Origin of the sequence: Aminobacter sp. MDW-2 (assembly GCF_014250155.1) — a bacterium.
In the GTDB taxonomy this organism is placed as follows: Bacteria; Pseudomonadota; Alphaproteobacteria; order Rhizobiales; family Rhizobiaceae; genus Aminobacter; species Aminobacter ciceronei.
Genome location: NZ_CP060197.1, coordinates 55,020 through 77,856, shown reverse-complemented (window position 1 = coordinate 77,856; position 22,837 = coordinate 55,020). Strand labels below are relative to the sequence as shown.

Sequence of the window (22,837 nt, the reverse complement as noted above, 5' to 3'; positions counted from 1 at the left end):
GCCCGTTCATACGGGCCGTTCCGCCTTCACCACATGGCGTGGCTGGCGTTCAGCTCCTTCAGCACGGCATCCTCCTTGAGAACCGTGCACAAGCGCCCGATGTTCGGCCAGGCCAGAGCGAGCTTGGCCGGCTCCGGGTGCCAGTACGCCAGCATCAGCAGATAGACGTCGGCGATCGACATATGCGTGCCGGCGAGCCAGTCCCGGTCTTGCAGTGCCGCCTCGACAACGCCGAAGCTGCGCTCCGCCTCTGCGATTGCGGCTGCCTTCACCGCCTCGATGCCATGAGCGTCCGTGGTATAGCGATGAGCGTAATATTCGCGCAGCAGCGCCGGATAGGTCACCGATGTCAGGAAGGCCATCCAGCGCAGGAAGTCGGCGCGCCCAGACGCATCCACTGACGGTGCCAGCCGGGCGTAGGGATGGCGTTCGGCGATCAGCTGGCACATCGCAGCGGACTCCGTCATCGCCTGTCCGTCGGGCAGCACCAGCGCCGGCACCTGGCCAAGCGGGCTGATCTTGCGGAACTCTGATGTGGGCTCGACGCCCTTGACCACCTCGATGCGCTCGAATGGCACACCCGCCAGGGCGAAAGCCGCCTCGACGACAAAGCCGCCGCTGCCGGCGCGTGTGTAAAGCCTGTACATTTCTGCCCCCAGCCGTTCTTCCCCGGCGCTCGGATATGACATGCCGCCGACATCCTGCTCAAGGCGGGCAGGCGCTTGCCAGGATCGATTTTTCGCCGGTCCAGCCGCTACGGCCCTGCTGCGCTGCATGATCCCCTTAATCGGGATCGATTTTCGCATTCGACCGGCGCGCGGCCGAAAAAAACTCTGCTAGCCTGTCGAAATCCGTCGAGGTGGCGCGACTTCCGTTCGGCCCGCGACGACGCGGCCTGGAACAACAGGAGACCACAATGCAGTACATGCTTCTGCTTCATCACGACGACACGCCCTTTGCGGCGGCGAGCCCGGAAGACCAGGAGAAGATGAGCGCGCCCTACATGGCCTACAATGAAGCGCTGATCAAAGCCGGAGCCATGGTGTCGGGCGAGCGTCTGCGCGGCGCGTCTTCGGCGACGACAGTCCGTGTCCGCGACGGCAAGACCGAAGTGCTCGACGGCCCTTTCGCCACGACCAAGGAGCAACTCGGCGGTTTCTACATCATCGAGGCGCCGGACCTTGACGCCGCGCTCGGCTGGGCGGCGCGTTGCCCAAGCGCCAATTACGGCATCGTCGAGGTCCGCCCGATCTGGCCAACCCGCTAGCATGGCTCCCCATTAGCATGGCTCAGGGCGCCGAACAGGCGCGGGCGGCGGCGGAAGCCGCTGCCCGCCAGAGCTACGGCAGGCTCGTTGCCTGGCTGGCGGCGCGCACCCGCGATGTCGCCGGTGCCGAGGACGCGCTTGCCGACGCTTTCGCCGCGGCCTTGTCCAGATGGCCAGAGACCGGCGTGCCGGACCATCCCGAGGCCTGGCTGCTGACAGTGGCGCGGCGACGGTCCATCGACCAGCGGCGTCGGCGCATGACCGGCGAAGCGGGCCAGGCCCATCTCAGGCTCATTGGCGAAGAACTGGAACAGGAGATGGCGCGCGAGAAATGTCCCGACGACCGGCTTGGCCTGATCTTCGCCTGCGCCCATCCGGCGATCGACGCCGGCGTGCGTGCCCCGTTGATCCTGCAGACGATCCTCGGCTTCGATGCCGCCACCATCGCCTCGGCCTTCCTCGTCTCGCCCTCGACGATGAGTCAGCGGCTGGTGCGGGCGAAGTCGCGTATCAAGCATGCCGGCATCCCGTTCCGCATTCCCGAAAAGGCCGAGCTCGGCGAAAGGCTGCTGGCCGTTCTGGAAGCGATCTACGCAGCATTCGCCGAAGGCTGGACCGACGCCAGCGGTGCCGAATCCCGCCGCCGCAACCTCGCTTCCGAAGCCATCTGGCTCGGCCGGCTGGTGGTCGACCTGCTGCCGGACGAACCGGAGGCGCTCTGCCTGCTGTCCCTGATGCTGCATGCCGAGGCGCGCCGGCCGGCCCGCCGTAACCCGCTGGGCGAGTTTGTGCCGCTCGGCGAGCAGGACACCTTGTTGTGGGATGCTGGCCTGATCGGCGAGGCCGATGCATTGCTGCAGCGCGCCGGCGCCTTCGGAGGCATCGGCCGCTACCAGATCGAGGCGGCCATCCAGTCGGCCCATGCCGCGCGCCGTTTTGCCGGCCGCACCGACTGGGCGGCGATCGCCACCCTTTATGCCGGGCTGATGACGCTCTCGGCCTCGCCGGTCGTTGCCGTCAACCACGCGGTGGCTGTCGCCTATGCCGGCGCGCCCGAACAAGGTCTGGCCCTGCTCGACGCCATCGACGACGCCAGGCTCAACGAGTACCAGCCCTATTGGGCGGCGCGTGCCGAATTGCTGACGCTCTCAGGCAATCTCGCCGAAGCCGACAAGGCCTATGAACTCGCCATCGGCCTCGAACCCGACCAGGCCGTGCGCCGGTTCCTCAAGCGCCGCAGAGGCGACGCAGCTTCACGCCGCGGGCAGGTCAGCGGCTGAGCGCGGGGTCGCAGGCGCGCAGCATTACCGTCGCTTCGGCGTCTTCGCCAAGCGTCAGGCAGCCTTCACTGGAGCAGAGCAGCCAGCCGTCGCCGGTGGCGCCCGATGCGGCCAGCACCAGCACTTCCTGTGGGCCGACCTTCGGTGTGTAGCGCCACCAGCCGTTGTCGAAGACAGCGCCTTCGGGCGGGTCCATGCCGGCGCCCGAGCCCTGCACGCGGGCGCCAACGATCTGGAGTTTACCGTCGCTCACGCGCCAGTCTTCTTCCCAGCGCAGTTTTTCCACCGAATGTGTCCAGCTCAGCGTGAAGGCGGCCACCGCGAGCGCGGCCGCCTTTGAGCCGGCGACTATGCACAAGCCCACGGTCAGGCCTTGTTGCTCCCTGCTGCCGCTCCAGCTTCGGGCTGTCCGCGCGTGCGCAGCCAGTGAAGCCCTATGATCACGGCCGCAAGCGCGAAACCGATTTCGTCCGTCATCGGCAGGGCGGCGACCAAGGTGAAGGCCGCTGCGGTCGCCAGCAGGCGTTCCCATGCGACCATGCGCCTGCGCAGGAAGCCGACGACTGCGGCGCCCCAGAGGGCGATGGCCAACCCGGTCTTGAAGACGATGTAGGCGACTGCCGGCCAGTAACCGATGGCGGCTGCCATCGGCCCGCCTTCCTGAAGCATGAGCGAGGGAGTGTAGACCGCCATGAACGGAATGACGAAGCCTGCTGCTGCGACCTTGATGGCCTCGAACGAGATCTTCAGTCCGCTCTCGCGCGCGATTGGCGCCGCAGCAAAACAGGCAAGCGCCACCGGTGGCGTCAAGTCGGCCAGGATACCGAAGTAGAACACGAACATGTGGCTGACCAGAAGCGGCACGCCCAGTTCGAGCAGGGCTGGCCCGGCGATTGACGAGGTGATGATGTAGTTCGGGATGGTTGGAATGCCCATGCCAAGCACGATGCAGGTCACCATCGTCAGGACCAGCGACAGGAACAGGCTCGATTCGCCCACCGAAACGATGAACGCGCCGAAGGTTGTCGCGACTCCGGTCAGCGTCATCGTGCCGATGATGACGCCGACGACGGCGCAGGCGACGCCCACCGGCAGCGCCGTCCTGGCGCCTTCCGCAAGGGCGTCGCGGCACGAGATCAGCGTGTCGCGGCCGCCGCTGACGAAGGCGTTGACGGCGATCAGGGCCGCTGCCGCAACAAGGATCGCGCCGATGCCGATGCGAAAGAAGCTCGCTGCCACCAGGCCAAGCCCGATCCAGAAGACCATCCGGATGACCATTGAAGGCAGCCGCAGCGCCACCGAACCGCCGAGGATCAGCAGAACCGTCATCGCCAGGCCGATGGTTCCGGCATACAGCGGCGTATACCCGGAAAACAGCAGGTAGATCAGCACCGCCAGCGGCAGGATAAGGAACCAGCCTTCGCGCAGCGCGCGGATCGGCGAGGGCAGGTCCGCCCGCGGCAGCCCGTGCAGCCCGTGCTTGCCCGCTTCGAGATGCACCATCCAGAATGCTGAGGCAAAATACAGCAGGGCCGGAATGAGCGCTGCCTTCACCACCTCGTAGTACTCCACGCCCAGCGTCTCGGCCATGATGAAAGCCACCGCGCCCATCACCGGCGGCATGATCTGCCCACCCATCGACGCGGTCGCCTCGACGCCGCCGGCAAAGGCAGGGCGGTAGCCGAACCGCTTCATCAGTGGGATCGTGAACTGCCCGGTGGTCACCACATTGGCCACGCCAGAACCGGAAATCGTGCCCATCATGCCCGAAGCGATTACCGCTACCTTGGCGGCGCCACCGCGCGCGTGCCCGACGCAGCCCAGCGAGATGTCGGTGAACAGCTTGATCATGCCCGCGCGTTCGAGGAACGAGCCGAACAGGATGAACAGGAAGATGTAGGTCGCCGAGACGTAGATCGGAATACCGTAGATACCCTCGGTGCCGTAGGCCAGCTGGTCGATGACTTGCGAGAAGTCGTAGCCGCGATGGTTCAACGGCGACGGCAGGTACTGGCCGAACAACGCGTAAAGAAGGAAGCTTCCCGAAATGATCGGCAATGCCGGTCCCATCATCGCATAGGCGGCGAGGAATACGGTTGCCAGGGCGATCACGCCGAAGACCAGGTCGACCTGGTTCAGGTCGCCGGCCCTCAGGATCAACGGTTCATATTCGATGAACTGGTAGGTTGCCACCGCAACGCCGAGGAAGGCGAGCCCCCAGGCCAGCGCCTTGCCGGTCGCACCGGCGCCGCGCGCCGTCGCCACCAGTGGAAAGGCCAACAGCAGCAGGAAGGCGACATGGGTCGCCCGCAGGACCTGGCTCGGCACGCTCAGCACATGGGCCGCCGTGGCGATCTGGAACAGCGAGAAGGCAACCGCCGTCCAAAACAGCAGCCGGCCTTCGGGTGTCTTGGCAAAGCCGCTGCCGGTCGGGTCATGGAAATCGGCTGCGGGCGGGGAGACGTCGGGTCGCGACATCGCTGGCTCCGGCAAGGGCTATGTTGGAAGTTAGGGCGGCAAGGTGTCGCCCAGCTGGATCAGGCCTGTGCGTGGGCCGGGCCTACATCAGGCCCTTTTCCTTGTAATAGCGTTCCGCGCCCGGATGCAGCGGGATGGGCAGGCCCTTGGCGGCGCTATCGGCGGAGATCGCCTTCGCCGCGGCATGGGCTGCTGTCATCTGGTCGAGATTGTCGAACAACTGCTTGGTCATTTCATAAGCGAGGTCGTCCGACACGTCGGAATTCGTCACGAGGATGTTGGTGATCGCCAGCGTCGGCACGTCGGCCGACTGGCCTTCATATGTGCCCGCCGGAATCGTGGCTGCCTGGAATGGTGCGCCCAGCTTCTCGGCGACGTCGGCCGGCACCGCCACGACGGTGATCGGCAACGACACCGCAAGGTCTTTGATCGACGCGACGCCAAGTCCGGCAGACTGCAAGGTGGCGTCGAGCTGCCGGTTCTTGATCAACTCGACCGACTCGCCAAACGGCAGGTATTCGGTCTTGCCGAGGTCCTGGTAGCTCATGCCGAGCGCTCCGAAGATGGCGCGAGCATTGAGCTCTGTGCCCGACTTGGGGGCGCCGACGGAAAGGCTCTTGCCTTTCAGGTCGGTGAAGCTGCTGATTCCGGATTCCTTGGCGGCCACGATCTGCACATAGTTCGGATAGATGGCGGCGATCGCCCGCAGCTTGTCGAGCTTCTTGCTGAAGCCTGCCTCGGTGTCGCCTTCCCAGGCCGCCTTGACGGAATCGCCGAGTGCGAAGCCTATTTCGCCCTTGCCCTGCTGCAGAAGGTTCAAGTTCTCCACCGACGCCTTGGTTGCCTGCACCTGAGTGCGCACGTCCTTGATGCTCTTGCCGTAGATTTCCGACAACGCGACACCGAGCGGATAATACACGCCCGAAGTGCCTCCGGTCAGCACGTTGATGAACTGTTCCGCCGTGGCCGGAACTGCGGCCAGGGCGACACCGATGGCCACGGCGCCGGCAGCAAATAGCTTCGACTTCAGATGCAGCATGTATCTCTCCTCCGATTGACGCGCCCGCGCTCTGGTCTGCGCCGACTTGCGGGCATGTTAGCGGGAGGAGGTCAAATGCCAAGCCTCAATTGTTCACAGCAAACCTACGCTTCGTCCTCAGCCGCCCAGCCCTTCGAACAGCACCGTCGACAGATACCGCTCCGCAAAGGACGGGATTACCACAACGATGTTCTTGCCGGCATTCTCCGGCCGCGAGCCGACGATCACTGCAGCCTGCAGCGCTGCACCCGAGGAGATGCCGACCGGCACGCCTTCGAGACGCGCGACGAGGCGGGCGTTTGCCACCGCATCCTCGTTCGAAACCTTGATGATCTCGTCATAGACGGTCGTGTCGAGCACTTTGGGCGCGAAGCCGGCGCCGATGCCCTGAATCTTGTGCGGGCCGGGCTGGCCGCCCGACAGCACCGGCGAACCCTCGGGCTCGACTGCCACGACATGCAGCGAAGGCTTGCGGGCCTTGATCACCTGGCCGACGCCGGTGATCGTGCCGCCGGTGCCGATGCCGGCAACGAAGATGTCGATCGACCCCTGCGTGTCGTTCCAGATCTCCTCGGCCGTCGTCTGGCGATGGATCTCGGGATTGGCCGGGTTTTCGAACTGCTGCGGAATGATCGCGTTGGGAATTGTCTGCACCAGCTCCTCGGCCTTGGCAATTGCGCCCTTCATGCCCTTGGCGCCTTCGGTCAGCACCAGTTCGGCACCGAGCAGCGCCAGCATCTTGCGGCGCTCGATCGACATCGTCTCCGGCATGGTCAGGATCAGCTTGTAGCCTTTGGCGGCGGCGGCAAAGGCAAGCGCGATGCCGGTATTGCCCGACGTCGGTTCGATCAGCGTGCTTTTGCCCGGCTCGATGCGGCCGGCGGCTTCCAGCGCCTCGACCATGGCGACGCCGATGCGGTCCTTGACCGACGCGATCGGGTTGAAGAACTCCAGCTTGGCGATCAGGTTCGCGACGACGCCCTTCTCCCTGGCGAACTTGTCGAGCCGTACCAGCGGCGTGTCGCCGATGGTTTCGGTGATGGAGCCATAGACGCGTCCGCGACCTGGTACGCGCGTGGAGGTAACGGGCTTGTTCATCGATTTCGCTCCCTAGGATTGCCTGAGATGTGAACTGCGAAGATAGGGGGTCGCAGGGCAAATTCCGAGTGGGTGCCGTGCTGATTAGGCAAGGCCCACGGAAACATGTTTCCGTGGGCCTTGATTTGTAGGAATGAAATTCCAGTCCGCCTGTCTACTGGCGGACCGCGATGGCAGCGGCGGCACCAACCATGAAACCGGCTGCGGTGCGGTTGAGCAGCTTGAGCGCGCGCGGCGTCTTGAGGAACCAGCGCGCCTGCGAAGCCAGCGCCAGGTAGGGCACCAGCACGATCAGCAGCACGACGATCGTGACAGCGACGAGAATGCCGTAGTCGCCCAGCGTCAACGCATGCAGGTCGACGACCGTCGGCATGATCGCCATGTAGAAGATCATCGACTTGGGATTGCCCAAGGTCACCGTCAGCCCGGCGAGGAAGCTCGAGAACAGTCCGCCCTTGCCGTTCCTTGCCTCGACCGTCTCCGGCGTGATGCCGCTGGTCCAGAAATTCCAGGCGAGCCAGGCGAGATAGGCGACGCCGAGCCACTTGATCGCCAGGAACACCATGCCGAAGGACTGGGCGACAAAGGCAAGGCCAAGCGCTACGGCGGTGAGATAGGTGAGATCGCCGAGCACGATCCCGAGCGACATGGCCAACGACGAGCGGAAGCCCGAGCCGAGCGCGCGCGCCACCAGCGCCGTCACGCCCGGACCAGGAATGGCGGCAGCGATGGCGAGCGCACCGCTATAGGCAAGAAAACCTGTAAGGGTCATGGCGGAATCCAGGCAGGATTGAATGGTCGCGCTATCGCACGAAAGCGGTATCCATGGAATGCCGCGGGGATTGGGCCAGCGTTCACATTTTTCAGGAATTTGCCCTGTACGCTCAGAAAATGCCCTGGAGAGATCGACATTCGTCCCCCCGTCGTGTAGGCGCACGGTCCGATTGCGGCCCGGCAGACGCATGGGGTCGCCCGTTCATGCACAAAATTCAGGACTAGGTGATGCGACCGGCTTTCGGCGGCATAGACTTCGGCACTTCCAATTCGACCGTCGGCGTTATCGAGAACGGCCGTCCGCGCCTCGTTGCGCTCGAGGGTGAAAACGTCACACTGCCGTCGGCCATCTTCTTCAACTTCGAGGACAACCAGACGGCCCTTGGTCGCCGCGCCATCGGCGAATACACCGACGGCGCCGAAGGCCGCCTGATGCGCGCGCTGAAGAGCGTGCTCGGCTCCTCGCTGGTGCATGAGAAGACGCGCATCAAGGCGCGTTACATCGCCTTCACCGACATCGTCGGCATGTTCGTCGGCCATCTCAAGGACCGCCTGGAGAACCACGTCGGCGAACCGGTCGAAAACGTCGTGCTCGGCCGTCCGGTGCAGTTCGTCGACGACAATCCCGAGGCCGACGCGGCTGCCCAGAGCGAGCTCGAAAAAGCCGCCCGCGCCCAGGGCTTCAAGCACATCGATTTCCAGTTCGAGCCGATCGCCGCCGCACTCGACTATGAGCGCACGGTGACGCGCGAGGAACTGGCGCTGATCGTCGACATGGGCGGCGGCACCTCCGACTTCTCCATCGTCCGCGTCTCGCCCGAGCGCGCCACTTCCGGCGACCGCAAGGCCGACATCCTGGCCAATCGCGGTGTCCATATCGGCGGTACTGATTTCGACCGCCTGCTGTCGATTGCCCACGTCATGCCCGAACTCGGCTACCTCACGCCGACCAAGGACGGCAAACGCAACCTGCCGGCGGGCTATTTCATCGACCTCGCCACCTGGCAGCGCATCAACCTGCTCTACACGCCCAAGGCGATGCTCGACTTGCGCGCAATCCGCTTCGAGGCCGAGCGTCCCGATCTTATCGACAGGATGATCGAGGTCGTCGATCAGCGTTTCGGTCACGCGCTGGCGACCAAGGTCGAAAAGGCCAAGATCGAGCTGACCGATGCGACCGAAACCGCCATCGACGTCGCCCTGCCGGGCGCCAAGTTCACGGCGTCGCTGACCAGGCAAGGCTTGGAAGACACTATCCGCGGTGCCGTCGAGCGCGTTACCGCGACCGTCGCCGACACTCTTGCCGAAGCGCAGGTCGGCGCCAAGGACATCACCGCCGTGTTCCTGACCGGCGGCTCGACCGCCATCCCGCTGGCGCGCGAAAGCATCCTGGCGCTGGTGCCGGGCGCCCAGATCGTACAGGGTGACGCCTTCGGCTCCGTCGGTCTCGGCCTCGCCCTCGACGCCCAGCGCAAATTTGCTTAACGCTCCAGGGTGCTGGTCTTCCCGGGCTTGAGCAGGTCGAGTGCGTCCCGCACTGAGGCGGCGTAACTGACGGCGGGATGCTTGACGCCGTGGTTGATCAGCATCCGTCGCGTCTGCGGCGATGCTCCTGTGATGAAGAAGCGGACACCTGCCTGCCGTGCCTTGCGTGCGGCGCCTTCGAGCACGTTCGCTGCGGTGGAATCGAGAAACGGCACGCCCGAGCAGTCGAGAATGAAATTCTTGCGCTGGTCGGCGATGCGGTCGAGCACAGCCCCCACCGTCGAGGCCGCGCCAAAGAAGAACGCGCCCGAGATACGGTAGATGACGGTGTCGGCATCGCCCGCATCGCTCGCCTCATAGGCGTGGCGGCTGCCATTGGTGGCGTCGGCGACATCCTCCTGCACCAGTGGCTGATCGCTCTCCACCGCGATGCTTTTTGCCATGCGGTCGATGAACAGGATCGAACCGAGCGCGAAGCCGACGACGATGCCTTCGGTCAGGTCGCGGAACACCACCAGCAGGAATGTGACCATCAGCACCAGCGCGTCCCCCCATGACGAGCGGATCAGTGTCGCGAAGGCCTGCTTTTCGATCATGTTCCAGGCCACGACCGCCAGCACACCGGCGAGAGCTGCGAGCGGGATGTAGGCGGCAAGCGGTGCGGCTACCAGCATGAAGGCGAGCAAGAACAGCGAATGCAGAATGCCTGATACCGGGCCGTGCGCGCCCGCCCGCACATTGGTTGCCGTTCGGGCAATCGTACCGGTCACGCAGATGCCTCCAAACAGCGCGGCACCGATATTGGCAAAGCCTTGTGCCACCAGTTCGCAGTTCGAGCGATGCCGCCTGCCGGTCATGCCGTCGGCAACGACGGCGGACAGCAGTGACTCGATCGCGCCGAGCAGCGCGAAGGCAAGCGCGTCCGGCAGTACCGCAATCGCCTTGTCCACACCGAAGCTGGGCAGGGCAGGCCAGGGCAGGCCGCGCGGAATGCCACCGAAACGCGTGCCGATGGTTTCTACCGGCAGGTCCAGCAGGGCAACGGCCATGGAAGCGACGCCGACCGCGATCAGCATGCCCGGCCAGCCGGGGCGCCAGCGTTTGAGCATCAGGATGGTGCCAATGGTCAGCACCGTAATCGCCAGGGCCGCGATGTTGAGCGTGCCCATCGCATCAACCAGTGCCATCAACTTCGGCACAAGCGGACCCGGTTCCTTGCCGCTGAGCGTCAGTCCGAACATCTCGCTGATCTGGCTGGCGAAGATGATCACGGCGATGCCTGCGGTGAAACCCACCGTCACCGGATAGGGAATGAACTTGATGTAGGTTCCGAGCCGGAGATAGCCGATCGCCGCCAGGAACACCCCAGCCATGACAGTGGCGAGGATCAGCCCGTCCACGCCTTCGCGCGCCACCGTTGCCGCCACCAGAACGATGAAGGCGCCTGCCGGACCACCGATCTGGAAGCGGCTGCCGCCGAGAGCCGAGACTATGAAGCCGCCGACGATTGCCGTGAACAGCCCTTTGTCAGGCGACACACCCGATGCGATGGCGATTGCCATCGATAATGGCAGAGCCACGATTGCCACCGTCAGCCCCGAAATCGCGTCGGCCTTGAACTGCAGCGCGCCATAGCCCTCGCGGAAAACAGTCACCAGCTTGGGCGTGAACAGTTCCGCGAAAGTCGGTTGCCCGTGCTTCCCTGATCCGTATCGCCTTGGATTGCCGCCCGCATTCATCATCCGCACCACTGGAAACGCGGCGGCTTCGTCGGCAAGACTGTCGGCGGTCGCCGTCGCGACTACATCATGCGGATAGCCGGAAGCTTCACGCCTTCTTCTTCAGGCGCACGCCCCGACCGCCGGTCTCGCTCTCGCCGATCAGTTCCACCCCGGCATCTTCGATCGCCTGGATGACCTTGGTCAGCGTATCGACCACGCCACGCACCACGCCCTCGCTTGCTTCCATGCGCTGGATCGTCGGCACCGAGACACCGGCCATTTCGGCGAGCGTCTTCTGGTCGATGCCTGCCAGCGCTCTTGCGGCGCGCATCTGTGCGGCTGTGATCACTGAGGTGGTCCCGTCTCGATCCGCATCACGAATGTATCATACATTCATGATGATGTTTCAAGCATCATTATTGATGCCTGAGCCCCATATCATTCATCGGCCTCGGCCGGCCGCATGAAGCGGCGGCTGATCAGCCAGCACAAAGTCGCCCAGGCAAAGCCCGCGCACCAGCCCGCTAGCACGTCCGAAGGCCAGTGCACGCCGAGATAGACGCGGCTGATGCCGACCATGAGCGTGGTCAGGATGCCGATGGCAAAGACGAAGACCGTCGCCGCCCGCCCGGGCAGGAAGCGTGCCAGCAGCGCCCCCAGCGTCAGATAGGTGACCGCCGATAGCATGGCGTGGCCGCTTGGAAAGCTCATCGTGTGCACCTGCGCCAGATGCGGCACGAGGTCGGGCCTGGGGCGGTCGATGCCGAGCTTGAGCAGGCTCGACAGCACCTGGCCGCCGGCGACCGAGACGAATACGAACAGCGCCGGTCCCCAGCGCCTGGACATGCCGAGATAGATGATGCTGATCGCGGTGATGTAGATCAGCACCGAGGCGCTGCCCAGCGCTGTGATATCGCGCATCGCCTCTTCCACCCAGGAGGGGCCGATCGGATCGGCGGTGTTGCCGGCCGCGCGGAAGAACAGCAGGATGTCGGTATCGAAGGCGTGCGGTGCGGCGTCGCGGGCGATCTCCGACAACTCGACGAAGCCCCACAGGCCGCCGGCAATGATGATGCCCGCCGCCAAAAGCGAAAACTCGATCCTGTTCCACAATCTCTGCTGCATCGTCCTGCCGTGTCTCGGGGCTGTTCTGCCCTTGGGATGGCCGCTTCCCGACCCATTCGCAACAGGTGGGGATGGCTTTCCCAAAGAAAAGGCATGCAATGCAAAAGGTCGCAGCAAACCAACTCGCGTGAGCACTCAGGTCACGTTTTTGGGTGCTGTGGATTTTCGGCCAATCTGTCATGCTGTTGTTATGCACGGCAACTAGCGGTCTCGGCGAACCCCAAGCCGAACACCCCAGCCAGAGGTCGACGCCATGAACCAGCCCCATGATCAGAAATTCCGCACCTCGATGCTCGAGGAGAATGACGGTCCCGGTCACAACCCGACCGACAACCGCACCATGGGCGACATCATCGCCAAGCGCTTCTCCCGCCGCAGCTTCCTCCAGGGTTCGCTCGCCGTCTCGGCCATCGCCGCAACCGTAAGCCCCATCGCAATCCTGCTCGCCGACGACGCCCGCGCCGCCTCTGCCTCCGCTTTTGCCTTCGACGAGATCGAGGCCGGCATCGACGACAAGCATCACGTCGCCGCTGGCTACGACGCCGACGTGCTGTTGCGCTGGGGTGATCCGATCTTCGCCGACGCGCCCGAATTCGATCCGACCAACCAGTCGGCGGAAGCCCAGGCCAAGCAGTTCGGCTACAACAACGATTATGTCGGCTATATCGCCCTCGAAGGCTCGTCCGAGCACGGCCTGCTGGTGGTCAACCACGAATACACCAACGAGCACCTGATGTTCCCCGGCATCGTCAAGATCGTCGAGGGCAAGATCGAGGTCGCGCCAGCGGACCAGAAGCGCGTCGACATCGAGATGGCGGCCCATGGCGGCACCATCGTCGAGATCCGCAAGGAAGCGGGCAAGTGGCATCCGGTCCGCGACGGCAAGCTCAACCGCCGCATCACTTCGACCACCGAGATGCAGCTGACCGGCCCGGCCGCCGGCCATGATCGCCTGAAGACCAATGCCGATGCCACCGGTACCAAGGTGTACGGCACGCTCAACAACTGCGCCGGCGGCGTCACGCCCTGGGGCACCTACATCATGGCTGAGGAAAACTTCCACGGTTATTTCGGTGGCGAGCTGCCGGCCGATCATCCGGAGGCCGCCAACTACAAGCGCCTCGGCGTGCCGGAAGGCACTTATGAGTGGTTCAAGTTCTACGACCGCTTCGACGTCTCCAAGGAACCGAATGAGCCCAACCGCTTCGGCTGGATCGTCGAGGTCGACGTCAACGACCCGAACTCGCTGCCTAAGAAGCGCACGGCACTCGGTCGCTTCAAGCACGAGGGCGCTGAATCCATCGTGGCCAGCGACGGCCGCGTCGTCTTCTATCTCGGCGACGACGAGCGCTTCGACTACGTCTACAAGTTCGTGACCAAGGGCAAGTTCAACCCCGACGACCGTGCCGCCAATCTCGACCTGCTCGACGACGGCACGCTCTACGTCGCCAAATTCGCCGAGGACGGCACCTTCGCCTGGCTGCCGCTGGTCCAGGGCGACGGCCCGCTCACGGCCGACAACGGCTTTGTCAGCCAGGCCGACGTGGTCATCGAGACGCGCCGCGCCGCCGACCTGCTCGGTGCCACCAAGATGGACCGCCCCGAGGACATCCAGCCCAATGCCGTCAACGGCAAGGTCTATGTCATGCTGACCAACAACACCAAGCGCAAGGCCGACCAGGTCGACGCTGCCAACCCGCGCGCCGAAAACGCCTTCGGCCACATCATCGAACTGATCGAGGACGGCAGCGATTTCACCGCCACCAAGGGCAAGTGGGAAGTGCTGCTCAAGTGTGGTGACCCGTCGGTCGCCGAGGTCGGCGCGTCATTTTCGACTTCGACCACCCAAAATGGCTGGTTCGGAATGCCCGACAACTGCGCCGTCGACTCCGCCGGCCGCCTGTGGGTGTCGACTGACGGAAATTCGCCCAAGGCCACCGGCCGCACCGACGGCCTGTGGGCCGTCGACACCGAGGGCGCGGCGCGCGCCACCTCGAAGCTGTTCTTCCGCGTGCCTGTCGGCGCCGAGATGTGCGGCCCGCTGTTCACGCCCGACGACCAGACCGCATTCGTTGCCGTCCAGCATCCGGCCGACGGTGGCGAGGATTGGGAAGGCTTTGGCCGTCCGTCCTATTATGAGGACCTGTCGACGCGCTGGCCCGACTTCAAGCCCGATATGCCGGTCCGACCGGCCGTCGTCGCCATCACCAGGCAGGGCGGCGGCAAGATCGCCGTCTGATAGAAGTCTTTGTGCCTGAGGGAAGCGGCCGCGTTCAGCGGCCGTTTTCATTTTCCGGCCAGCGCCGGCCCGAGCGTGATCAGCGCCACCGCCACCACCGCGAGCCCGACGCCGATGCCCTGTATGCCGCTCAGCCTCTCGCCGAAATAGATGATGGCCACCGCGTTGACGGCGATCAACTGGATCACCGCCGACAGCGAGAATGACACCGACATGCCGAAGTCGCGCACCAGGCGCAGCATGATCAGGTTGCCCAGCGAATAGAGGATCAGCGTCACCACCAGCTTGCCGATGGTCGGCTCGACGCCCCAGGTCTTGGCCACCATCGCAGCGATCAGGAAGATGACGGTCGAAAAACCGAGCAGCGAAAGGCCGACGACGGACATTTTTCAGGCAAGCTCCCACAAATGTCCGGCGATTTGCTCCGAATGCCGCGCCAACGTCAAGCAGAGCGGCGACACGCTCCAACGTTATGGCGCCATGCGACGCAAAAACCCTCCCGTCCGGAAACGGGAGGGCGCTTGGCTTCAGGTCTTGGGAACCCCTGATTCCATCAGGGATAGGTACACTTGCCCTTCTGCGGTTCGCCCTGCGGGCCCGGTGTGCCGGTCTCCTCCCAGTCGCCGCCATGGCTGATGCAATAGGAGATCATCAGGTTGCACGACGCCTTGTTGTTGCAGGTCTCGACATGGCCGTGGGTCTGTCCGCCGCCCGGCGCCTTGAGGCCGAGCTGGTGCGGCGGCGGTGCCGGCACGCGGGCCTTGAGCTGGGCAGCCGATGCAGCACCGGCAAAGGCCGACATCGAAAGTGCGAGCGTCGCGATCAGCGACGAGCGGATGATGGTGTTGGTCATGTTCATTTCGGTTCTCCTCTGGGACACTTTGATCTTGCGGCTCACCGGCCGCCACGATCGTGTGTGTCGGGGCTGGAGAAGAAGGTTCACGGCGGAGCTGGAAAAAAGTTCGGACGATCTTTGAGGCCTCTTGCCATCCCGCGAAAACAGGCTGTCGGGCGGCAACCCGACAGCCTATTCGCCACTCACGGGGATCGTTGCAACAATCCGCCCGGAAAGCGCCAGGTCGTCGTTCGTCGCCATCACCGCCAGCGACGTCACCGGCAGTTCGGCCAACACGCGCCGCCGCCACCGCTCCGCCAATCCTGCCAGATCAGTCGTCTCCGCAGCGGTCAGAGCCGCCGCGAAATGGTAGAGGCCGACCACATGGAAGCGGGTCTGCCGCGCGCCGCAGGCTTGCTGGACCAGGCCGAAGACATCTTCGTCGTGGTGGCAGCAGGGATAGACCGGCAGGTAGATCCGGCCGGTGTTGATCCGGCCGAGGAACGGCCCGCCGAGGCGCAGGGCAAGTGCTCCCAGCGGCGCGAGCGCTACGGTCACAGCCTGCACGCACCGCGCGATGTCGGGCTCGGACAGGCCACCGACGATGGTGGCATGCAGCTTGCCGGCGCGCTCGCGGCCGAGCTGCCAGGCGATCTTGTCGCTGAACGAAAACGAACGCAGCTCCGCCTCGAATGCTTGGAACGTATCGCTGCGGCCGAGCGCCTGGGCGTCGATGGGGACGACAAGCGAATGGCGCGGCGTGTCATAGCGGCCATTGCGATAATCCGTGCCGTCCTTGCCGGCAATGATCTCGGCATGGCCTGGAGCAACCAGCGGCAGATGGGCAAGCCTATAGGCATCGTCGAAGGTCAGCGTCTCGCCGGGACCGAAGACCCGGCGCGACGCGTCAAAGGCCATGACGTTGTCGTTGCAGAATTTCATCCTGAAACGTCCATGCGGCGGGTTCCCCCTGCGCGCTCATCCCGTTCGCGGCTTGACCATCAGCACCCAGTTCTCGCCTGCACCGGTCCAGCCATCCTTGACCATCGGCTCGGAGGCGACCTCGCGATAGCCGACGCTTTCATAGAGATGGCGGGCCTTGGTGTTGGCGTCCGAAACGATCAGGCTGGTGCCGGTGCAGCCGGTGGCCTCGGCGATCGCGTCGGCCATGGCCAGTAGCCGCGAGCCGTAGCCGCGCGCCCGTGCCTCCGGCAGCGTCGCCATGACGTTGACATACCAGCTGCCCACCGCCATCGCCTCGAGCATGTTGAATGGCACGAACATCGCCGGCGTGTCGGGGTCGGGCAACGACGGCTCGATCGGATAGCCGATCAGGCAGGCAATCACCTTGCCATGTTCCAGTACCACCGCGTTGCGATAGGAAAAGCTGCCTTGCTCGCGTTGCGCCCGCTGGCGGCCGACCTCCCAGGGGTCGCCACCTTCGGCCATCTTGGTCCAGAGATAAAGCGGCAGCCCGTCGCCAGCCATGTTGACCAGCTTGGCCAGGATCGCGGCGTCCTCCTTGGTGGCGGGCCGCGCCTCGGCAGTCAAACCCTCGTCGCGGTGCGCCTTTTCGGGCATGACATGCTCCTCCAGTCCACAGCGTCCCCTCGCTGCGGCAGTATAGGAGCGCGCGTTCCGGGCGGCGTCAACCGCCGACCGCGTGTGTCTCGGGCAGGCCCGCCACCACCTCAGTCTTTACGTGCGCCAAGGCCAACCAGCCTGTCCAGAGAAAGCTGTCCGCCCCCATAAGCAGCCAGCGCCAATGCCATCGCCGCCCAGGGCAGATGGAAATTGGCCCAGCCCTCCGGCACCGTCAGTTGGATCACTGCCGTCATCGCCAGGATGCCGAGGGCGGCAAAGCGCGTGCCGAGCCCCAGCACCAGCAGGATCGGCAGCACAATCTCGCCGATGCCTGCCAGCGTCGCCATCAGGATCGGCGCCGGATAGGGGTACTGGCTGCCGAGGATGTGCAGCGAAAACTCCTGGGTAAACAGATAGCGCGCGCCGTTGGACAGCGTCAGGAAGCCGTCCCATTTGGTCAGTCCCGACTTGAAGAACGGCACGGCGATGGCAAAGCGCAGCGCCAGGAGTGGCAGCGCCTCGGGGATCGCCGCAATCGCTGACTCAATGCGCCGGATCGCGGAGCCCAAGCCGGCCTTGTGCGCCATTGGCGCGTGGTTGATGTCGCTCATCTCATGTCTCCTTGTTGGTCAGCCACGCCGGCGAACATGCCGAGCGCGACCAGGCCGACGATGGCGCGGCCGAAGTCGAATGCCGGGTCCGTGTCGAAGGCTTCAGCCGCGGCGTCGCCGATGCTGTCGCCGCGCAACAGCGCTGCCGCGAACACCGCGTCCGCCTCGGCGATGACATGCACGGCCACCTCGATGTCCGGCCGGGTGATCACGATGCTCTCCGGCTCGAGCACCGTCTGCACGCGGACCTCGTCGCCCTGGTGGGCCTGCCAGATCGTCCCGATGGAAAACTTCGAACGAACCAGCGCCGCCGCCGGATGCGCAATGAGGGTGGCGCTGCCGAGCCGCTCGGGCGCCAGCCTTGCCAGCGCCGCGACGTCGAGCGGAACGATGTCGGCGGCGTGGTAGGCGCGGGTCCAGTAGGCCTCCAGCCGCGCCGTGTCGGCGAGATAGGGCAGGGCGGCGGCCGGGGCGAAGCCGGCGACGAAATCGGGAAAGCTGTCGCCATAGGCAAACATCACCGGGCTATCGGGCAGCGTCGTTGCGATGAAGGCGCGTGCCATGCCGTTGAAGAAGTCGTCGCCGACAAGCCGCCGCAGGACCGGGAAACGCTGGCTCAGCGCCTTGGAGAGCGAAACCGCGATATTGTTGCGGTAGACGGCGAAGCGCGCCGCATCAGCCTCGCCGCGCGCGCTGGTCACGCCGTCCGGCAGCGGTCGTGTGGCATCGAGCAAGGCTGAGGCAAACGTGTTCTGGTCCATCGTCACGCGCGCCTGGAAAACCGCGCATCGCGCCGCAGCGCTGCCTCGTCGAGCACGGCCTCGGCGCGCGTGGCCTCCGCCAGCAGCACGGCAAAGGCCGGCACGTCATTGTCCCATTCGATCAGCGTCGGTACCGGGCCGGTGCGGCCGATCGTGTGGCGATAGAGCGAAAAGACGTCGTCGGCGACTGTCGAATTGTGGGCGTCGATCAGCAGCCGGTCACCGGCGCCGTCGACGGTCTCGTCATAGCCGGCGAGGTGGATCTCGCCGACGCGCTCGACCGGGAAGCGGTCGATGTAAGCGAACGGGTCGAGCCTGTGGTTGATGGCCGACACCATCACGTTGTTGACGTCGAGCAGCAGCCCGCAGCCGGTCCTTTCGGCAATGGCGTCGAGGAAGTCGATCTCGTCGATCGTGCTGTCTTCGAACAGGATGTAGGTCGAGGGATTTTCGAGCAGCATGCGCCGCCCCACCGCCTGCTGCACCTCGTCGACATGGGCGCTGACATGCGCCAGCGTCCGGTTCGTATAGGGCAGCGGCAGCAGGTCGTTCAGGAAGCCGGCGTCATGCGTCGACCAGGCCAGATGTTCGGAAAAGGACTGCGGCTGGTAGCGGTCGATCAGCCGCCGCAGCCGCGCCAGATGCGCCTTGTCGAGTGGTCGTTCGGCCCCGATCGACAATCCGACGCCGTGCAGCGACAGCGGATAGCGCGCAACGATCTCGGACAGTGTCCGGTGCGGCGCACCGCCGTCGCCCATATAATTCTCGGCATGGACCTCGAAGAAGCCGATTTCGGGCTCGGTCGCGATGATTTCGCCTATGTGCTCGGGTTTGAGGCCAAGGCCCGCGCGGGCGGGTAGGGACTGGCCGCTTTGTGTACCGGTATTCATGCTGGGTGCTCGGATGGGTCGGGCAGGCGAGATGGGGCCCGGCGCGCCGGGCCCCATGTGCATCACATGGCAGTTGGCTCGAGCATGCCCTTGTGACCGTCGACGTCCATCGTCGTGCAGGTGCCGGCCGGCACGGCCTTCCAGGCGTTGCCCTGATAGTCCATGGTCGAGGTGCCGGCGCAGGTCGTGCCTGCTCCCGCGGCGCAATCGTTCTGGCCCTTCAGCGAAATGCCGTAGCACTTTTCCATGCCGACCATCTTTTCAGCCGGCAGCGGGGCGGCAAAGGCGGACGAGGCAAGTGCCGATGCGAGCGAGCCGGCGAGAGCAAGGGCTAGGGTCTGGCGATTCATGACGTTCTCCTGATAAAGGATTGACAGGGAAGCGTTCTGCGTCCCATGCCGTCGACTTCGCCGGCACCTCGCCATTCGTTACGCCGGGCCGTGAACACGGTTTCGTGAGTGAGACGGCAGTTGGCGTTGTAACATTTCTGCGTCGACTGAAGTAACAAACGGCTTTTTAAGCCGAAGAGAAGGAAGACAGGCTTGACGAGGACGGATGACGCCGAACTCGCTCGGCTTTTCAGGGCGGCAATTTCAGGTGACGAAGGCGCATACGCTGCCTTTCTCGATGGCGTGGCGCAATTGGTGCGCGGATACTGCCGCAGACGTATCGTGCATGGCGGCGTCGAGCCGGAGGATGTCGTCCAGGAGGTTCTGCTTGCGATTCATCTGAAGCGTCATACCTGGCGCCAGGATGAAGCAGTGACGCCTTGGGTCTACGCCATCGCCCGCTACAAGCTGATCGATGCCTTCCGCCGCCGCGGCAAGCGCATTGAGGTCGACATCGCAGACTTCGCCGAAACGCTCGCCGAGCCCGAGAAGGACGAAGTGGGCGAGCGCGACATCGGCCGTGCGCTCGACGGCCTGGCCCCGGTGCAGCGCAGTGTCGTTGCCTCGGTTTCGGTCGAGGGTGCCTCGATCGGCGAGACGGCCAATGCGCTTGGCATGACCGAGACGGCGGTGCGGGTGGCGCTGCATCGCGGCCTCAAGGCGATCGCGCATCGCTTCAGACAGGACTGAACGGAACGGAAATGGAAACGAAGAATCTCATCAAGGCGATTTCCAGCGACGCGGCAGCAGGCCGGCGTTCGTTCGGCACGCTGCTGCGCGCCGCCTTCGTTGCGGCAAGCGTCATTGCCGCTGTCGTCTTTTCCGTCGTCGCCGGCCCGCGCGCCGATTTTGCCGCCGCCGCCGAAACCTGGCGTTTCCTCCTCAAATTCGTTGTCACCCTGGCGCTGGTTGCCACATCGGGTGCGGTGGCTATTGCAGTCGCCCGTCCCGGTGCGCGGCTTGGCATGCGTGTCGCGTTGCTCGCTGCCGCACCCGCCATCCTGCTCGGCGCGGTCCTGATCGAACTCACCACCATTGCCCCTTCTGAATGGGCGACCCGGCTTGTCGGCACCAACAACATGGTTTGCCTGACGCTGATCCCACTCATCGGTCTCGGCCCGCTCGCCATCTTCCTCGTCGCCATGCGCCAGGGCGCGCCGACGCGGCCCAGCCTCGCCGGTGCCGCCTGCGGCCTGCTCGCCGGCGGCCTTGCCGCGACGCTCTACGCCGCCCACTGCTTCGACGACTCGCCGTTTTTCGTCGCCACCTGGTACACGCTGGCCATCGCCATCCTGACCGTCGTCGGCGCGATCGCCGGCCGGTACGTCCTGCGCTGGTAGCAAAGCGCCGCAAAGCCGCGCTTGTTAACCCTTGCGGCCCCTGCTAAAGCGCGGCGCATGACCACACCGCTCGACCACATCCGCAATTTCTCCATCGTTGCCCATATCGATCATGGCAAGTCGACGCTTGCCGACCGGCTGATCCAGTCCACCGGCGGGCTGGAACTGCGCGAGATGACCGAGCAGGTGCTCGACAACATGGACATTGAGCGCGAGCGCGGCATCACCATCAAGGCCCAGACCGTTCGGCTCAACTACCGTGCCAACAATGGCGAGGATTACATCCTCAACCTGATCGACACGCCCGGACACGTCGACTTCGCCTATGAAGTCTCGCGCTCGCTGTCGGCCTGCGAGGGCTCGCTCCTCGTCGTCGACGCCAGCCAGGGCGTCGAGGCCCAGACGCTCGCCAACGTCTACCAGGCCATCGACAACAACCACGAGATCGTCGTCGTCCTCAACAAGATCGACCTGCCCGCCGCCGAGCCCGAGCGCATCAAGGAGCAGGTCGAGGAAGTCATCGGCATCGACGCCTCGCAGGCCGTCTACATCTCGGCCAAGACGGGTCTCGGCATTCCCGACGTTCTGGAAGCGATCGTCACCCAGTTGCCGCCGCCGCGCGAGGGCGACATCGACGCGCCGCTTAAGGCGATGCTGGTCGACAGCTGGTACGACACCTATCTCGGCGTCATCGTCCTGGTGCGCATCATCGATGGCAAGCTCAAGAAGGGCCAGACCATCCGGATGATGGAGACCAACGCCAAATATCTGGTCGAGCGTACCGGCGTCTTCACGCCGAAGATGGTCCAGGTCGACGAGCTCGGCCCGGGTGAATTCGGCTTCTTCACCGGCTCGATCAAGGAAGTGGCCGACACCCGCGTCGGCGACACCATCACCGAGGACAAGCGCCCCACCGCAAAGGCCCTGCCGGGCTTCAAGCCGGCCCAGCCGGTGGTGTTCTGCGGCCTGTTCCCGGTCGACGCCGCCGATTTCGAGGACCTCCGCGCCGCCATGGGCAAGCTGCGCCTCAACGACGCCAGCTTCTCCTTCGAAATGGAAACCTCGGCCGCACTCGGCTTCGGTTTCCGCTGCGGCTTCCTCGGCCTGCTGCATCTCGAGATCATCCAGGAGCGGCTCGAGCGCGAGTTCAACCTCGACCTCATCGCCACCGCCCCCAGCGTCGTCTACCGCATGAACCTCAATGACGGGTCGACCAAGGAACTGCACAATCCCGCCGACATGCCCGACGTGGTCAAGATCGCCGCGATCGAGGAGCCGTGGATCCGCGCCACCATCCTCACCCCGGACGATTATCTCGGCTCGATCCTGAAACTCTGCCAGGAGCGCCGCGGCATCCAGGCCGACCTCTCTTATGTCGGCAAGCGCGCCATGCTGGTCTACGATCTGCCGCTCAACGAGGTCGTGTTCGACTTCTACGATCGCCTCAAGTCGATCTCCAAGGGCTACGCCTCCTTCGACTATCACCTGACCGACTACCGCGAAGGCGACCTCGTCAAGATGTCGATCCTGGTCAATGAAGAGCCCGTCGATGCGCTGTCCATGCTCGTCCACCGCACAGCGGCCGAAAAGCGCGGCCGCGTCATGGTCGAGAAGCTGAAGGAACTGATCCCGCAGCACATGTTCAAGATCCCGGTCCAGGCCGCCATCGGCGGCAAGGTCATTGCTCGCGAGACCATCTCGGCGCTGCGCAAGGACGTCACCGCCAAGTGCTACGGCGGCGACGTCACCCGCAAGCGCAAGCTGCTCGAGAAGCAGAAAGAGGGCAAGAAGCGCATGCGCCAGTTCGGCAAGGTCGACATCCCGCAGGAAGCCTTTATCCAGGCGCTCAAGATGGGCGACAACTAGCGTTCTCTATTTCCTACTCCCCGTTCACGGGGGTGAGGAGTGCCCGGCCAACGTT

Annotated in this window: 24 protein-coding genes; 7 read left to right on the top strand and 17 right to left on the bottom strand. The window is 64.8% G+C overall.

The window, feature by feature from the left end; all coding sequences use genetic code 11:
• Positions 1 to 26: 26 nt before the first annotated feature.
• Positions 27 to 647 (bottom strand): glutathione S-transferase family protein, encoded by a 621-nt coding sequence (locus tag H5P29_RS00370; RefSeq protein ID WP_154384738.1) that lies wholly within the window; start codon positions 645 to 647, stop codon positions 27 to 29.
• A gap of 269 nt (positions 648 to 916) precedes the next feature.
• On the opposite strand from H5P29_RS00370, the gene H5P29_RS00365 reads away from it, so the two are divergent.
• Positions 917 to 1,267: a YciI family protein gene (locus tag H5P29_RS00365; RefSeq protein ID WP_067965761.1), complete on the top strand. Its 351-nt coding sequence runs from the start codon at positions 917 to 919 to the stop codon at positions 1,265 to 1,267.
• A gap of 17 nt (positions 1,268 to 1,284) precedes the next feature.
• Positions 1,285 to 2,547 carry an RNA polymerase sigma factor gene (locus tag H5P29_RS00360; RefSeq protein WP_067954530.1) on the top strand — a complete coding sequence of 421 codons (1,263 nt, stop codon included), beginning with the start codon at positions 1,285 to 1,287 and terminating at the stop codon, positions 2,545 to 2,547.
• On the opposite strand, the gene H5P29_RS00355 is transcribed toward H5P29_RS00360, so the two are convergent.
• The 5 genes from H5P29_RS00355 to H5P29_RS00335 form a co-directional block, all read right to left on the bottom strand.
• On the bottom strand, positions 2,537 to 2,911 hold the full coding sequence (locus tag H5P29_RS00355; protein WP_067954528.1) for a DUF1850 domain-containing protein: 375 nt from the start codon (positions 2,909 to 2,911) through the stop codon (positions 2,537 to 2,539). The two genes, H5P29_RS00360 and H5P29_RS00355, sit on opposite strands and share 11 nt — an antisense overlap.
• 2 nt (positions 2,912 to 2,913) lie before the next feature.
• Positions 2,914 to 5,025 (bottom strand): TRAP transporter permease, encoded by a 2,112-nt coding sequence (locus H5P29_RS00350; RefSeq protein WP_154384704.1) that lies wholly within the window; start codon positions 5,023 to 5,025, stop codon positions 2,914 to 2,916.
• An 82-nt stretch (positions 5,026 to 5,107) separates the two neighbouring features.
• Complete coding sequence (locus H5P29_RS00345) at positions 5,108 to 6,064, bottom strand: TAXI family TRAP transporter solute-binding subunit (RefSeq protein WP_154384705.1); 957 nt, start codon at positions 6,062 to 6,064, stop codon at positions 5,108 to 5,110.
• A 117-nt stretch (positions 6,065 to 6,181) separates the two neighbouring features.
• The gene (gene cysK, locus H5P29_RS00340; RefSeq protein WP_067954523.1) at positions 6,182 to 7,162 is read right to left on the bottom strand and encodes a cysteine synthase A; all 981 of its coding nucleotides are present in this window, start codon (positions 7,160 to 7,162) and stop codon (positions 6,182 to 6,184) included.
• 154 nt (positions 7,163 to 7,316) lie between these two features.
• On the bottom strand, positions 7,317 to 7,934 hold the full coding sequence (locus tag H5P29_RS00335; protein WP_154384706.1) for a LysE family translocator: 618 nt from the start codon (positions 7,932 to 7,934) through the stop codon (positions 7,317 to 7,319).
• 230 nt (positions 7,935 to 8,164) lie between these two features.
• On the opposite strand from H5P29_RS00335, the gene H5P29_RS00330 reads away from it, so the two are divergent.
• Positions 8,165 to 9,421 (top strand): Hsp70 family protein, encoded by a 1,257-nt coding sequence (locus tag H5P29_RS00330; protein WP_067954518.1) that lies wholly within the window; start codon positions 8,165 to 8,167, stop codon positions 9,419 to 9,421.
• Here the strand turns inward: H5P29_RS00330 and H5P29_RS00325 are convergent.
• The 3 genes from H5P29_RS00325 to H5P29_RS00315 form a co-directional block, all read right to left on the bottom strand.
• Positions 9,418 to 11,163, bottom strand: coding sequence for a SulP family inorganic anion transporter (locus tag H5P29_RS00325; RefSeq protein ID WP_154384707.1), 1,746 nt, complete (start codon positions 11,161 to 11,163; stop codon positions 9,418 to 9,420). The two genes, H5P29_RS00330 and H5P29_RS00325, sit on opposite strands and share 4 nt — an antisense overlap.
• A gap of 85 nt (positions 11,164 to 11,248) precedes the next feature.
• On the bottom strand, positions 11,249 to 11,491 hold the full coding sequence (locus H5P29_RS00320) for a helix-turn-helix domain-containing protein (protein ID WP_067954516.1): 243 nt from the start codon (positions 11,489 to 11,491) through the stop codon (positions 11,249 to 11,251).
• An 89-nt stretch (positions 11,492 to 11,580) separates the two neighbouring features.
• Positions 11,581 to 12,267: a phosphatase PAP2 family protein gene (locus H5P29_RS00315; RefSeq protein WP_067954514.1), complete on the bottom strand. Its 687-nt coding sequence runs from the start codon at positions 12,265 to 12,267 to the stop codon at positions 11,581 to 11,583.
• Positions 12,268 to 12,520: 253 nt separating this feature from the next.
• On the opposite strand from H5P29_RS00315, the gene H5P29_RS00310 reads away from it, so the two are divergent.
• Positions 12,521 to 14,506, top strand: coding sequence for a PhoX family phosphatase (locus tag H5P29_RS00310; protein ID WP_067954512.1), 1,986 nt, complete (start codon positions 12,521 to 12,523; stop codon positions 14,504 to 14,506).
• Between the two features lie 47 nt (positions 14,507 to 14,553).
• On the opposite strand, the gene H5P29_RS00305 is transcribed toward H5P29_RS00310, so the two are convergent.
• The 8 genes from H5P29_RS00305 to H5P29_RS00270 form a co-directional block, all read right to left on the bottom strand.
• A complete protein-coding gene (locus H5P29_RS00305; RefSeq protein ID WP_154384708.1) occupies positions 14,554 to 14,892 on the bottom strand; it encodes a hypothetical protein in 339 nt (112 codons plus the stop codon).
• Between the two features lie 167 nt (positions 14,893 to 15,059).
• Positions 15,060 to 15,365, bottom strand: a complete 306-nt coding sequence (locus tag H5P29_RS00300; RefSeq protein WP_067954508.1) for a hypothetical protein — start codon at positions 15,363 to 15,365, stop codon at positions 15,060 to 15,062.
• Positions 15,366 to 15,533: 168 nt separating this feature from the next.
• A complete protein-coding gene (locus H5P29_RS00295; protein ID WP_154384709.1) occupies positions 15,534 to 16,283 on the bottom strand; it encodes a hypothetical protein in 750 nt (249 codons plus the stop codon).
• A gap of 36 nt (positions 16,284 to 16,319) precedes the next feature.
• A complete protein-coding gene (locus H5P29_RS00290; RefSeq protein WP_083948223.1) occupies positions 16,320 to 16,922 on the bottom strand; it encodes a GNAT family N-acetyltransferase in 603 nt (200 codons plus the stop codon).
• Positions 16,923 to 17,032: 110 nt separating this feature from the next.
• Positions 17,033 to 17,536 (bottom strand): DoxX family protein, encoded by a 504-nt coding sequence (locus tag H5P29_RS00285; protein ID WP_154384710.1) that lies wholly within the window; start codon positions 17,534 to 17,536, stop codon positions 17,033 to 17,035.
• Positions 17,533 to 18,297, bottom strand: coding sequence for a DNA-binding domain-containing protein (locus H5P29_RS00280; protein WP_154384711.1), 765 nt, complete (start codon positions 18,295 to 18,297; stop codon positions 17,533 to 17,535). Before H5P29_RS00280 ends, H5P29_RS00285 begins: the two co-directional genes overlap by 4 nt.
• A 2-nt stretch (positions 18,298 to 18,299) precedes the next feature.
• Entirely contained in the window at positions 18,300 to 19,187 is an 888-nt protein-coding gene (locus H5P29_RS00275; RefSeq protein ID WP_154384712.1) for a DUF692 family multinuclear iron-containing protein, read from the bottom strand.
• 62 nt (positions 19,188 to 19,249) lie between these two features.
• Positions 19,250 to 19,537: a DUF2282 domain-containing protein gene (locus tag H5P29_RS00270; RefSeq protein ID WP_067954498.1), complete on the bottom strand. Its 288-nt coding sequence runs from the start codon at positions 19,535 to 19,537 to the stop codon at positions 19,250 to 19,252.
• Positions 19,538 to 19,729: 192 nt separating this feature from the next.
• Between H5P29_RS00270 and H5P29_RS00265 the strand changes: the two genes are divergently transcribed.
• The 3 genes from H5P29_RS00265 to lepA are packed head-to-tail and all read left to right on the top strand — an operon-like array spanning position 19,730 to position 22,782.
• Positions 19,730 to 20,266, top strand: coding sequence for a sigma-70 family RNA polymerase sigma factor (locus tag H5P29_RS00265; RefSeq protein WP_067954496.1), 537 nt, complete (start codon positions 19,730 to 19,732; stop codon positions 20,264 to 20,266).
• Between the two features lie 11 nt (positions 20,267 to 20,277).
• A complete protein-coding gene (locus H5P29_RS00260; RefSeq protein WP_067954494.1) occupies positions 20,278 to 20,916 on the top strand; it encodes an NrsF family protein in 639 nt (212 codons plus the stop codon).
• Positions 20,917 to 20,973: 57 nt separating this feature from the next.
• Positions 20,974 to 22,782: a translation elongation factor 4 gene (lepA, locus tag H5P29_RS00255; protein ID WP_154384713.1), complete on the top strand. Its 1,809-nt coding sequence runs from the start codon at positions 20,974 to 20,976 to the stop codon at positions 22,780 to 22,782.
• Positions 22,783 to 22,837: the final 55 nt, after the last annotated feature.